This window comes from Kitasatospora sp. NPDC048715, assembly GCF_043198905.1.
Taxonomy (GTDB): Bacteria; Actinomycetota; Actinomycetes; order Streptomycetales; family Streptomycetaceae; genus Kitasatospora; species Kitasatospora lactacystinica.
This window is the reverse complement of record NZ_JBICVH010000027.1, coordinates 136616-149940: the sequence shown is the minus strand read 5'-3', so window position 1 is coordinate 149940 and position 13325 is coordinate 136616. Positions and strand designations below refer to the sequence as shown.

Annotated in this window: 6 protein-coding genes and 1 rRNA gene; 5 read left to right on the top strand and 2 right to left on the bottom strand. The window is 72.1% G+C overall.

Annotation, left to right across the window (positions count from 1 at the left end; all coding sequences use genetic code 11):
- Together rrf and ACGFSC_RS39205 are read left to right on the top strand one after the other, a co-directional pair.
- Positions 1–87: ribosomal RNA gene (gene rrf / locus ACGFSC_RS39210) — 5S ribosomal RNA — on the top strand; the annotation flags it as partial.
- Between the two features lie 59 nt (positions 88–146).
- On the top strand, positions 147–992 hold the full coding sequence (locus ACGFSC_RS39205) for a phosphatase PAP2 family protein (RefSeq protein ID WP_359913908.1): 846 nt from the start codon (positions 147–149) through the stop codon (positions 990–992).
- Between the two features lie 20 nt (positions 993–1012).
- Here the strand turns inward: ACGFSC_RS39205 and ACGFSC_RS39200 are convergent, their stop codons facing one another.
- Together ACGFSC_RS39200 and ACGFSC_RS39195 are read right to left on the bottom strand one after the other, a co-directional pair.
- Positions 1013–1576: a GPR1/FUN34/YaaH family transporter gene (locus ACGFSC_RS39200; protein ID WP_359913905.1), complete on the bottom strand. Its 564-nt coding sequence runs from the start codon at positions 1574–1576 to the stop codon at positions 1013–1015.
- Positions 1577–1924: 348 nt separating this feature from the next.
- Positions 1925–4486: a SpoIIE family protein phosphatase gene (locus tag ACGFSC_RS39195; RefSeq protein WP_359913902.1), complete on the bottom strand. Its 2562-nt coding sequence runs from the start codon at positions 4484–4486 to the stop codon at positions 1925–1927.
- A 481-nt stretch (positions 4487–4967) separates the two neighbouring features.
- On the opposite strand from ACGFSC_RS39195, the gene ACGFSC_RS39190 reads away from it, so the two are divergent.
- From ACGFSC_RS39190 to ACGFSC_RS39180, 3 genes are all read left to right on the top strand, one after another.
- Positions 4968–9569 (top strand): HAMP domain-containing protein, encoded by a 4602-nt coding sequence (locus tag ACGFSC_RS39190; RefSeq protein ID WP_380352581.1) that lies wholly within the window; start codon positions 4968–4970, stop codon positions 9567–9569.
- Between the two features lie 294 nt (positions 9570–9863).
- Entirely contained in the window at positions 9864–10502 is a 639-nt protein-coding gene (locus ACGFSC_RS39185) for a response regulator (RefSeq protein WP_359913916.1), read from the top strand.
- A gap of 146 nt (positions 10503–10648) precedes the next feature.
- Entirely contained in the window at positions 10649–13324 is a 2676-nt protein-coding gene (locus ACGFSC_RS39180) for a DNA translocase FtsK (RefSeq protein ID WP_359913899.1), read from the top strand.
- Position 13325: the final 1 nt, after the last annotated feature.

Below are 13325 nucleotides of genomic sequence, written 5' to 3'. Positions count from 1 at the left end.
GGTTACATTCCGAACCCGGAAGCTAAGCCTTACAGCGCCGATGGTACTGCAGGGGGGACCCTGTGGGAGAGTAGGACGCCGCCGAACAATTATTCCGAAAAGCCCCTTCCCAACCGGGAAGGGGCTTTTTGCGTTACCCTCTGCCAATGCAGAACCTGACCCTGACCTGGCAGTCCGCCGGGGCCGCCGCCATCGGCCTCCACGCGGGCGCTTACGCCGCGGCGAGGGGCCGGAAGCCGGCGCTGTCCGCGCTGTTGCGGGAGGCCGGCACGCTGCTGGCGCTGTTCGCGCTCTGGCAGCTGGTCGGGCACCTCTCGGTGATGAGTACGGACCACGCGCTGGACCGCGCGAGCTGGATCCACCACACCGAGCAGGTGGTCGGGCTGCCGGACGAGGCGTCCTGGCAGCGGGCGGTCACGCCGTACCCGGTGCTGGTGAGGCTGGCGAACTACTACTACGCGGCCATGCACTTCGCGGTGATGCTGGGTGTGCTGCTCTGGGTGTTCGTGCGGCACCGCGAGCGCTACGCGTGGGTGCGCAACACGGTGGTGATCACGACCGCGGTCTGCCTGCTGGTGCAGTTCATCCCGGTGGCGCCGCCGCGGATGCTGCCGGAGAGCGGTTTCGTCGACGTGGCCGCCCAGTACGGGCAGTCGGTCTACGGCGGCGCGGTCGGCGGTGTGGTGGTGGCCGATCAGCTGTCGGCGATGCCCTCGGTGCACGTCGCCTGGTGCGTGCTGGCGGCGGTCGCGGCGATCCGGGTGTCGCGCAGTTCACTGCGATGGGTGATGGTGCTGCATCCGGTGCTGACGGTGGCCGTGGTGGTGGTGACGGCGAACCACTTCTGGTTGGACGGCATCGTGGCGGTGGTGATCCTGCTCCTCGCCTACGCCGTGCTGGCGCTGGCGGCACGCCGGCGGGGCCGGGCCTCCGCCGGGACGGAGGTCCGGCCCCGCGGCACCGCCGAGGAGCAGTTGGAGCAGGTGGGCTGACCGAGGTCGTTCCCGGTCGGCTACTTGACCGGCAGGGCGATCTTTCCCCAGGAGCCGTTGCTCAGTGCGGAGGTGGCCCAGTACCAGGCGGCGAGCCCGGAGACGGCCGCGATCCAGCCGGCGACCTTGGCCAGGCCGCCGTAGCCGCCGAAGGTGGCGATGGCGGAGAGCAGCAGGGAGACCGTCAGCAGGCCGTAGACGGCGCGGCCGAGCAGGCCCGAACCCCAGCTCGCGGCGGTGAGGGTGAGGGCGAGCAGGGCCCACAGCAGCAGGAAGAGTCCGGCGGCGTTCTTGCCCGCCCCAGCGGCCGTTGACCAGGTCGCCCAGAAGGCGCCGAGGGTGGTGAAGGCGGTTCCGGTGAAGCCCTCGCCGCCGCGGAGTTGCCAGAGGCCCGCGATGAAGAGGGTGACGCCGCCGAGGATATGGGCGAGGTGGGCCGCGTTCCCGGCTCCGGCTCCGTGCAGGATGCCGGTGGAGAGCAGGCCGTAGGCGAGCAGTGTGAGACCGAGCGCGAGGTAGCCGAGGTTACCCGCGTCGGCTCCGGTGGAGCGGGCGTTCGTTGCCCCGGAAGCGTCGTTGCTCACCGGAGGCTCCTTTCACTCTGGGCGCGCGCAGGGCGCAGTGACGCTGTGGTGTCGTCTCGATGAGTGGATGCGCGCGACCGCGCCGAAGGCGCACTGTTGTGAGTGTGCGCGGGCCGCGGTCGGAAGTGAGGGGCCATCGGAAGTGGTGGGCCAGCGGAGAGCCGCTGGTCGTGCCCCCGCCGGAGGGAATCTCCGGTGAGATCGGTCTACCCGACCCCGTTTCGCTTGTACCCTTGTGAATATAACAATTTGTGACTGCGTCAGCACGGCGTCAGCACGGCCCGGCACGGCACCGACGCCGCGCCGGCACTCGCCGGCACTCGCCGGCACGCGCCGGCCGCCGGACGCTCAGGTCTTGCGCTGGGTGGGCACCCGGAGGGTCAGGATCGCCATGTCGTCGGACGGCGGCTCCGGGGCGAAGCGTTCGACCGCACGCTGCACCCTCGCCGCGACCGCCCCGGCGGTCAGGCCGGTACAGCCGGTGAGTACCTCGGCGAGGCCGTCGTCGCCCAGCATCCGCCGGCCCTCGCGGCGTTCGGTGACCCCGTCGGTGACACAGAGCAGGACCTCGCCGGGGGCGAGCACCAGGTGCTCGGCGGTGAGGTCGAGGTCGTCCATGACGCCGAGCAGCGGCTGCGGGGTGGCGGCCCGGTCGACCTGGCCGTCGGTGCGCAGCCGCAGCGGCAGCGGGTGGCCGGCGCAGACCAGGGAGAGCTCGGTGCTGCCGTCCGGGCGGGGCGTCAGCTCGCCGTAGAGCAGGGTGAGGAAGCGGCTGCGCGAACCCTCGTCCAGGATGGCCGCGTTGAGCCGGCGCAGCACCTGCGGGGCGTCCAGGCCCTCGCGGGCGAGGAGCCGCAGCGAGTGCCGGGCCAGGCCGGTGACCGAGGCGGCCTCGGGGCCGGTGCCGCAGACGTCGCCGATGGCGAAGCCGTAGGTGCCCTCGCGGATGGTGAACAGGTCGTAGAAGTCGCCGCCGACCTCGTTGCCCTCGCCGGCCGCCTGGTAGTAGACGTCCACCTCGACGCCGGGGATCTCCGGCAGGTCCGGCGGGAGCAGGCTGCGCTGGAGGGCCTGGCTGGTGGCGGTGCGCTCGGAGTAGAGGCGGGAGTTGTCCAGGGCGAGGGCGGCCCGGCGGGAGAGGTCCTCGGCGAGTTCGAGGATCTCCTGGCGGAATCCGACGCTGGCCGGGACCCCGAGCACCAGCAGGCCGATGACGCGGTTGCGGGCGGTCAGTGCGAGGACGACGGTCTCGCCGAGCAGGCCGGCGAGCTCCGGGCCGTCGGCGAGGCCGCCCGCCTCGGCGGACTCGGCGAGGGCCGTCCAGAACCGGACGCCGTGGGCGGGGCCGGCCTCCGGTACGGGCGTCTTGTCGAGCAGGTCGCGCAGCGGGTCGATGCGGTCCTCGTCCTCGTGCAGGACGAAGGCGAGCCTGGCCGGTGAGGAGCGGTCGGCGGTGGTGTAGACGGCACACCAGGAGGCGAGGGTGGGGACGGCCATCTGGGCCATCAGCGCGAGGGTCTGCTCGTGTTCGAGGGTGCCGGCCAGCAGGTCGGAGGCCTCGACCAGGAAGGAGAGCGAGCCGCGGCGCAGCTGTTCGAGCTCGGTCAGCCGGGTGCTCTCGACGGCGAGGGCGACCCGGTCGGCGGCGAACTGCAGGCGCAGCGCGTCCTCGTTGTCGTAGCGGCCGGGCACGGCGGCGGCGATGCCCAGCGAACCGATCAGCCGGCCCTCGACCTTGAGCGGGACGGTGATCAGGGAGCGCATGCCGCTGTCGGAGAGCAGTGGCAGGCCGGTGGGCCGGGCGGAGAGGTCCTCGTGGACGGAGGGCAGCCGGGCGGAGTCGTAGCGGTTGCCGGTGCCGACCGGGAAGCGGGTGTGCCTGCGGTGTCCGGAGGTGAGGCCGGTGGCGGCGCGGACCTCGAACTCGGCCTCGTCGTCGGTGGTGAGCAGCAGGTACGCGGCGTCGCCGTCGAGCAGGTCGCGGGCGCGTTCGACGGTGCGCTGGAGCAGGGTGTCGAGGTCGTCGGTGGCGACCGGGCCGGCCAGCAGGTCGAGCCGGGGGCCGGCCGGGTCGGGGCGCTCGCCGGGCAGGGCCCGGGCGGGGGAGCGCAGCACCGCGCGGTCGGGTTCGAGGACCAGCAGGCAGAGGGTGGAGGGGACGCCCTCGGTGTCGCGCAGCCGGACCTGGACGCCGTACACCTCGACCTCCTGGCCGTCCTGGCGTCGGATGCCGTAGCCGCCCTCCCAGCGGGCCATCCGCAGGGTGTCGGTCAGGCCGAGGCCGCGGGCGGGGGACTTGGGCCAGACCGCGAGGTCGGCCCAGGCGCGGCCGAGGACGGTCGCGGCGGGGTACTGGAAGAGCGCCTCGGCGTCCGGGTTCCAGGCCAGCACCCGGCCGTCCTCGTCGAGCTGGACGACGGCGACGCGCACCGGGCCGGGGCCGCTGGGCAGATCGCTGCCGGGGGTCGCGGGAACGGCGTAGCGGGTCCCGGACACGTGTACGGGCAGTGCGAGGCGGAACCAGACGGTCTTGCGGCCGGCCGCGTACTCGACGCCCCACCGCTCCGAGAGGGCGGAGCACATCAGCAGGCCGCGACCGCCCTCGCCGTCCGGGTCGGCGTAGCGGTCGGAGCCGGTGACCGGACCGTCGCCGAGCGAGGGCAGGCCGCGCTCGGGGTGGTGGTCGGTGACCTCGATCCGGACGCTCTCCTCCTCGCGCAGGCAGCAGACCTCCGCGGCGGTGCCGGCGTGCACGACGGCGTTGGTGACGAGCTCGCTGACCAGCACGACCGCGTCGTCGACGACCTCGGGCAGGCCCCAGCCGAGCAGCGCGTCCCGGACGAACCCCCGTGCGGCGGCCGCGGACCGGCCGTCGGGATCGAAGGTGGCGGCTGCGCGCGCGGTGACCACGTTGCCACTTCTCCTCTGCTGCTCTTGCCCTGGCTGTCCGGGGTGCGGCGCCGAATCCCCGTGCGCGCCGTCGGGGTGAGCGGCGGCGCTGGGTCGGGTCGTGGCCCGGTGCAGCGCTCCACCCTACTTTCCGCTTGGTTCCCCGTGGGGACGGGGAGTCGAAACAGGCACCTGAGGGTGATTCTGCCCACCTGTTTCGGACGGTGCGGTACGAACCGAGCGCAACCGGCCGTGCACCCGGTGCCGGTGCTGCCAGACTGGGGGGTCCGCGACGGCCGGTGCGAGCAGTACGGTCGTGTGGGTGCCGGCGCGTCGCGGACCGTCGGCACGCAGCCCAGCCGGGCCGGTGCCCGGGTGCGTGCCGCACCGGCACGGTCGGTCACCGGACAGTTCACGATGTGGGAGGGGCCCGTTGAGTTCGGCCACCAAGGACGCAACCGGAACGACGCCGCCCACTGCGCGCGGTGGACGCCCCGGGGCCGTGCCGCGGAACGCGGCCGGCCGACGGGCGCCGGGCCACAATCGTGGCGCGGAGCCCGCCGAGCTGCGCAAGCTGCTGTCGGCGCTGACCGCGATGAGGGACGGCAACTTCCGCCGCCGGCTGACCGTCCCGGGGGACGGGCCGCTGGCCGAGATCGCCGCGGTGTTCAACGAGGTCGCCGAGCGCAACCAGCACCTGACCGGTGAACTGGCGAGGGTCCGGCGCGCGGTGGGCCGCGAGGGCCGGCTGAACGAGCGGCTGGAGACCGGCGCGGGCGAGGGCGCCTGGATGGCGGCGGTCGACAACTGCAACGCGCTGATCGACGACCTGGCCCGCCCGATGGCCGAGGTGGGCCGGGTGCTCACCTCGATCGCCGAGGGCGACCTGGACCAGAAGATGGAGCTGCGCTCGCTGCACAGCAACGGGGTGAGCCACCCGCTGCGCGGCGAGTACCTGAAGATCGGGCGGACCGTCAACGGGCTGGTGGACCAGCTCTCCGAGTTCACCGACGAGGTGACCCGGGTGGCCCGCGAGGTCGGTACCGAGGGCAAGCTCGGCGGCCAGGCCAAGGTCCGCAGCGTGTCCGGCAGTTGGAAGGACCTGGCGGACTCGGTCAACACCATGGCGGGCCGGCTGACCGCCCAGGTGCGCAACATCGCCCAGGTGACCACGGCGGTGGCCAAGGGCGATCTGTCCCGCAAGGTCACCGTCGAGGTGGCCGGCGAGATGCTGGAGCTGAAGAACACCGTCAACACGATGGTCGACCAGCTGAACGGGTTCGCCGCCCAGGTCACCACGGTGGCCCGGGACGTGGGGACGGAGGGCCGGCTCGGCGGGCAGGCCCAGGTGCCGGGCGTGGCCGGGGTCTGGCGGGACCTGACCGACTCGGTGAACTTCATGGCGAACAACCTGACCGGCCAGGTGCGCAACATCGCCCAGGTGACGACCGCGGTCGCCAAGGGCGACCTGTCGCAGAAGATCGAGGTGGACGCGCGCGGCGAGATGCTGGAGCTGAAGAACACCATCAACACGATGGTCGACCAGCTCTCCGGCTTCGCCGAGCAGGTGACCCGGGTGGCCCGTCAGGTGGGCACCGAGGGACGGCTCGGCGGTCAGGCGCAGGTGCCCTGGGCGGCCGGGGTCTGGCGGGACCTGACCGACAACGTCAACTTCATGGCGAACAACCTCACCGATCAGGTGCGCAACATCGCCCAGGTGACGACCGCGGTCGCCAAGGGCGACCTGTCGCAGAAGATCCAGGTGGACGCGCGCGGGGAGATCCTGGAGCTGAAGAACACCATCAACACGATGGTGGACCAGCTGGGCGCCTTCGCGGACGAGGTGACCCGGGTCGCCCGGGACGTGGGCACCGAGGGCATCCTCGGCGGCCAGGCCAGCGTGCCCGGCGTGGCCGGGATCTGGAAGGACCTGACCAACTCCGTCAACCTGATGGCCAACAACCTGACCAGCCAGGTCCGGAACATCGCCGAGGTGACCACCGCGGTCGCGCGCGGCGACGTCTCCAAGAAGATCACCGTCGACGCCCGGGGCGAGATCCTGGAGCTGGTGACGACCGTCAACACGATGGTGGACCAGCTGTCGGCGTTCGCCGACGAGGTGACCCGGGTGGCCCGCGAGGTGGGCACCGAGGGCATCCTGGGCGGTCAGGCCCGGGTGCGAGGGGTGTCGGGCATCTGGAAGGACCTGACCGACAACGTCAACTTCATGGCGTCGAACCTGACCGGACAGGTGCGCAACATCGCCGAGGTCGCCGGTGCGGTGGCCCGCGGCGACCTCTCCAAGAAGATCGCCATCGACGCCCAGGGCGAGGTGGCGGCGCTCGCCGCGACCCTCAACACCATGGTCGACCAGCTGTCCTCCTTCGCGGTGGAGGTCACCCGGGTGGCCCGCGAGGTCGGTACCGACGGCACCCTGGGCGGCCAGGCCAGCGTGCCGGGCGTGGCCGGCATCTGGAAGGACCTGACCGACAACGTCAACCAGATGGCCAACAACCTCACCGGCCAGGTGCGGAACATCGCGCTGGTGATCACCGCGGTGGCCCGCGGCGACCTCTCGCAGAAGATCGACGTCGACGCGCGCGGCGAGATCCTCCAGCTCAAGACCAACATCAACACCATGGTCGACCAGCTGTCGGCCTTCGCCGACGAGGTGACCCGGGTGGCCCGCGAGGTGGGCACCGACGGGCGGCTCGGCGGCCAGGCCCGGGTGCCCGGCGTGGACGGCACCTGGCAGGACCTCACCGAGTCGGTGAACGAGCTGGCCAACAACCTGACCCGGCAGGTGCGCGCGATCGCCCAGGTCGCCACCGCGGTCACCAGGGGCGACCTGAGCCTGCGGATCGACGTGGACGCCGCGGGCGAGCTCGACGAGCTCAAGGACAACATCAACCAGATGATCGCCAACCTGCGCGAGACCACCCGCACCAACCAGGAGCAGGACTGGCTCAAGACCAACCTGGCCCGGATCTCCGGCCTGCTCCAGGGCCGCCGGGACCTGGAGGCGGTCGCCTCGCTGATCATGACCGAGCTGACCCCGGTGGTCTCCGCCCAGCACGGAGCCTTCTTCCTCGCCCAGCCGGCCGGCCGCACCGCCGAGCTGATCACCGAGGACGACGACGAGAACGACACCGTGCTGCGCCTGATCGGCAGCTACGGCTACCAGCGGCGGGCGATGCCGACCACCTTCCGCCCCGGCGAGTCGCTGATCGGCCAGGCCGCGGTGGAGAAGCGGGCGATCATCCTCAAGGAGGCGCCGCCCGGGTACCTGAAGATCGCCTCCGGGCTCGGCGAGGCCTCCCCGGCCCACATCGTGGTGCTGCCGGTGCTGTTCGAGGGCCGGCTGCTGGGCGTGATCGAACTGGCCACCTTCAGCTCCTTCACCACCGTCGCGCTGGACTTCCTGAACCAGATCGCGGACCTCATCGGCGTCACGGTCAACACCATCAGCGTCAACACCAAGACCGAGGGCCTGCTGCTGGAGTCCCAGCGCCTCACCGCCGAACTCTCGATGCGGTCCGCCGAGTTGGAGGCCCGCCAGGAGGAACTGGAGCGCACCAACGAGGAGTTGCAGGAGAAGGCCGAGCAACTCGCCCAGCAGAACCGCGACATCGAGATCAAGAACGGCGAGATCGAAGAGGCCCGGCAGGTCCTGGAGGAGCGCGCCGAGCAGCTCGCCCTGGCCTCCCGGTACAAGAGCGAGTTCCTCGCCAACATGTCGCACGAGCTGCGCACCCCGCTCAACTCGCTGCTGATCCTGGCCAAGCTGCTCTCCGACAACAACGAGGGCAACCTCTCGCCGAAGCAGGTCGAGTTCGCCGACACCATCCACGGCGCCGGCTCCGACCTGCTCCAGCTGATCAACGACATCCTCGACCTGTCCAAGGTCGAGGCCGGCAAGATGGACGTCCGCCCGGCCCGGATCGCGCTGGTCCAGCTGGTCGACTACGTCGAGGCCACCTTCCAGCCGGTCGCGCTGGACAAGAACCTGGACTTCGCCGTCCGGGTCTCGCCCGCCCTGCCGGTCACCCTGCACACCGACGAGCAGCGGCTCCAGCAGGTGCTGCGCAACCTGATCTCCAACGCGGTGAAGTTCACCGACGCCGGAGCCGTCGACTTCTCGATCCGCCCGGCCGGCCGGGAGGTCCCGCAGGACGTGCGCGAGCGGCTGCTGGAGTCCGGCTCGATCCAGGGCCCGGACGACGAGCTGATCGCCTTCGCGGTCTCCGACACCGGCATCGGAATCCCCGGGAACAAGCTGCGCGAGATCTTCGAGGCGTTCAAGCAGGCCGACGGCACCACCAGCCGCAAGTACGGCGGCACCGGCCTCGGCCTGTCCATCAGCCGCGAGATCGCCCGGCTGCTCGGCGGCGAGATCCACGCCGAGAGCGAACTGGGCAAGGGCTCGACCTTCACGCTCTACCTGCCGCTGCGCACCGAGGCCCCGGAGGCCGTCGGCGACCCCCGCTCGACCGTGCCGGCCGGCCTGACGCCGCGCGCCTCGGTCGGGGTGACCCCGGTGGGCCTGCCGGTGCCGGTCGGCGAGAACCCGGCCGACCACTGGGCCCAGGAGGTCCGCGAGCTGGCCGAGGAGCGCCGCCGCGGCGCGGTGGAGCGCCGGCGCAGCGCCGCCCTGGAGAGCGCCGCCGGACCGCGGACGGTGGAGCCCCTCCAGCCCCGCCCGGTCAACGGCGACCGGCGCTTCGACGGCCAGCAGGTGCTGATCGTGGACGACGACGTCCGCAACGTGTTCGCGCTCACCAGCGTGCTGGAGCAGCACGGCCTGACCGTCCTGTACGCCGAGAACGGCCGCGAGGGCATCGAGATGCTGGAGCAGCACGAGAACGTGGCGCTGGTCCTGATGGACATCATGATGCCGGAGATGGACGGCTACGCGACCACCGAGGCGATCCGCCGGATGCCCCAGTTCGCGGGCCTGCCGATCATCGCGCTGACCGCCAAGGCGATGAAGGGCGACCGGGAGAAGTCGCTGCAGGCGGGTGCCACCGACCACATCACCAAGCCGGTGGAGACCGACCACCTGCTGTCGGTCATGCGCGAGTGGCTGAACGCGGACCGCGCGTGATCGCGGGGGGAGGCGTGAAGCCCCGACCGGGCCCCGGGGTTCACGTCGGCCGGTCGGCCGGTTTGCTGGCGGTCGGGCCCGGGAACCGGGTAGGGTCACCGATCGTTGCGAACAGTGACCGGATGGCGACACGCTGCTGAGCGTGCGCCGGAGCACTGGCTGCGCGCCGCCCCGGATCGGGTCACGACGGGGCGATGTGCCGGGCGAGGGGGTGCGGCTAGCATGACCGGGGTAGCGGTGGGCAGTACGCGGGTGCCTGCACCGGGCGGCAGGCAGGCGACAGGAGGGCGAGCCCTGATGCAGAAGGCCAAGATCCTCCTGGTCGACGACCGACCGGAGAACCTGCTGGCGCTGGAGGCGATCCTCTCGGCCCTGGACCAGACACTGGTCCGTGCGGCCTCGGGTGAGGAGGCACTGAAGGCGCTGCTCACCGACGACTTCGCGGTGATCCTGCTGGACGTCCAGATGCCGGGGATGGACGGCTTCGAGACCGCCGCCCACATCAAGCGCCGCGAGCGCACCCGGGACATCCCGATCATCTTCCTGACCGCGATCAACCACGGCCCGCACCACACCTTCCGCGGCTACGCGGCCGGCGCGGTGGACTACATCTCCAAGCCCTTCGACCCGTGGGTGCTGCGCGCCAAGGTCTCCGTCTTCGTCGACCTGTACGCGAAGAACTGCCAGCTGAAGGAGCAGGCCGCGCTGCTGCGCCTGCAGCTGGAGGAGGGCGGCGACGAGCGGGCCCTCGGCGGGGCGCTGCTGGGTGAGCTGTCCGCGCGGCTGGCGGCGGTCGAGGAGCAGGCGGAGGCGCTCGGCAAGCAGCTGGACGGGGGCGAGGACGCCGGGGTGGCCGCCACCGCGGCACACCTGGAGCGCAAGCTCGCCGGGCTGCGCCGGGCCCTGGACGCGATGCGTCCGGGCAGTTCCTGATCCCCTGCCGGGGTTCACCCGTCCGGGTGGTCCGGTGCGGCGACCGGGTGAATCCCGGTCAGGGTGACGGTGTGTCTGCGACACGTCCCGGCGCCCGGACTCGGGCACATGTGCAGTGGTCGTCGGCCCCGGTAGGCTGCTGACCCATGGCCACTCGCACGCCCGGGAACGCAGCACGCAAGTCGAGTCCGGGAGCGTCCGGGAAGGCCGCGGCGAAGGCCCCGGGCAAGCCGCCCGCGAAGAAGGCGGCGGCCGGGAAGGCGGCTCCCGCGAAGAAGGCGGCGGCCAAGCCGGCCGCACCCGCGCCGCCGAAGCCGTCCAGATCGGTGCTGATGGGCGCGCTCAACGCCCTGGCCAGCCCGATCGCGGCGATCTTCCGGGGCTTCGGCGACGGCGCCAAGAACCTGCATCCGGACCACCGCAAGGACGGCGTGGGACTGCTGCTGTTCGCGCTCGCGCTGGTGACCGCGGCCGGCACCTGGTTCAGCCCGCAGGGCTGGCTGGGGGAGGGGGCCACCGCCGTGGTGTCCGGGCTGTTCGGCCGGCTCGACGTGCTGGTGCCGTTCCTGCTGGCCGCGATGGCGATCAGGCTCTGGCGCCACCCGGAGCTGCCGGAGGCCAACGGACGGATCATGATCGGGCTGAGCGCGCTGCTGGTCGGCGTCCTCGGCCTGGTCCACATCGGCTGCGGCGCGCCCATGATGGGCAGCGGCGCCTCCCGGATAAGGGCGGCCGGCGGAATCATCGGCTGGGCCGCGTCCACCCCGATGATGGCCGCCGCCGGGCCGGCGCTCGCCGTGCCGCTGCTCCTGCTGCTGGCCTTCTTCGGCCTGCTGGTGGTCACCGCCACCCCGATCAACCGGATCGGCGAGCGGGTGCGGGGGATCGGCATACGGCTGGGCGTGGTCGAGCCCGGGCCGGAGGACGAGCGGTGGGGGCGCGCGCCGGAGCGCGAGCTGTCCACCGACCCGCCGGAGGACGCCGACCCCGACGCGCTGCCGTTCACCGTGGACACCGGCGGTGACGACCCCTCGGACGAGGTGGCCGCCCGCCGGCGCCGCCGCCGGCGCAAGCCCGCCGAGGAGCCGGAGGACGTCGAGCGGATCTCCCTGGACAAGGAGCCGCTGGACCCGTACGCCACCCGCGACCTCGCCGCCGGCGCGGCCGCGGACCTGGACGGCGCCCTGGTCTACGGCGTGCCCGCCTCCTCCGCGGTGGCGGACATGATGCACCAGGTGCAGGACCGCACCGCCCCGCCGGAGGAGGCCGCCGTCCCCGCCGCCCGCAGCGGCGGCCCGGGCGCGCCCGAGGAGCACGGCGCGGCGCCGGTGCGGATGGAGCAGCTGCAGTTCGGCGAGGGCGTCACCTACGCCCTGCCCTCGCTCGACCTGCTGGAGCGCGGCGGCCCGGCCAAGGCCCGCAGCGCCCTCAACGACGAGGTGGTCGCCCAGCTCACCGGCACCTTCGCCGAGTTCAAGGTGGACGCCAAGGTCACCGGCTTCACCCGGGGGCCGACGGTCACCCGCTACGAGGTCGAGCTCGGCCCGGCCGTCAAGGTGGAGCGGATCACCGCGCTCGCCAAGAACATCGCGTACGCGGTGGCCAGCCCGGACGTGCGGATCATCAGCCCGATCCCCGGAAAGTCCGCGGTCGGGATCGAGATCCCCAACCGGGACCGCGAGATGGTCAACCTCGGCGACCTGCTGCGCTCGCGCACGGCCGCCGAGGACACCCACCCGATGGTCGTCGGCATGGGCAAGGACGTCGAGGGCCACACCGTGATGGCCAACCTCGCCAAGATGCCGCACATCCTGGTGGCCGGCGCGACCGGCGCGGGCAAGTCCTCCTGCATCAACTGCCTGATCACCTCGATCCTCGCCCGGGCCACCCCGGACGAGGTGCGGATGGTGCTGGTCGACCCCAAGCGGGTAGAGCTGACCGCGTACGAGGGCATCCCGCACCTGATCACGCCGATCATCACCAACCCCAAGAAGGCCGCCGAGGCCCTCCAGTGGGTGGTGCGCGAGATGGACATGCGCTACGACGACCTCGCGGCGTTCGGCTTCCGGCACGTGGACGACTTCAACGCGGCGGTGCGGGCCGGCAAGGTCACCCCGCCGCTCGGCAGCGAGCGCGAGCTGACGCCGTACCCGTACCTGCTGGTGATCGTCGACGAGCTGGCCGACCTGATGATGGTCGCGCCGCGCGACGTCGAGGACTCGGTGGTCCGGATCACCCAGCTGGCCCGCGCGGCCGGCATCCACCTGGTGCTCGCCACCCAACGGCCCTCGGTGGACGTGGTCACCGGCCTGATCAAGGCCAACGTGCCGTCCCGGCTGGCCTTCGCGACCTCCGCGATGGCCGACTCCCGGGTCATCCTGGACCAGCCCGGCGCGGAGAAGCTGATCGGCAAGGGCGACGCGCTCTTCCTGCCGATGGGCGCCAGCAAGCCGATCCGCATGCAGGGCGCGTTCGTCACCGAGGCGGAGATCGCCAGGGTGGTGCAGCACTGCAAGGACCAGCTGACCGCCGTCTACCGGGACGACGTGACGGTCGGGGGCGGGCCGAAGAAGGAGATCGACGAGGAGATCGGCGACGACCTGGACCTGCTGATCCAGGCGGCCGAGCTGGTGGTCTCCACCCAGTTCGGCTCGACCTCGATGCTCCAGCGCAAGCTCCGGGTCGGCTTCGCGAAGGCGGGCCGGCTGATGGACCTGATGGAGTCGCGCGGGATCGTCGGTCCGAGCGAGGGCTCCAAGGCCCGCGACGTGCTGGTGAAGCCGGACGAGCTGGACGGGGTGCTGATCACCCTTCGGGGCTGAC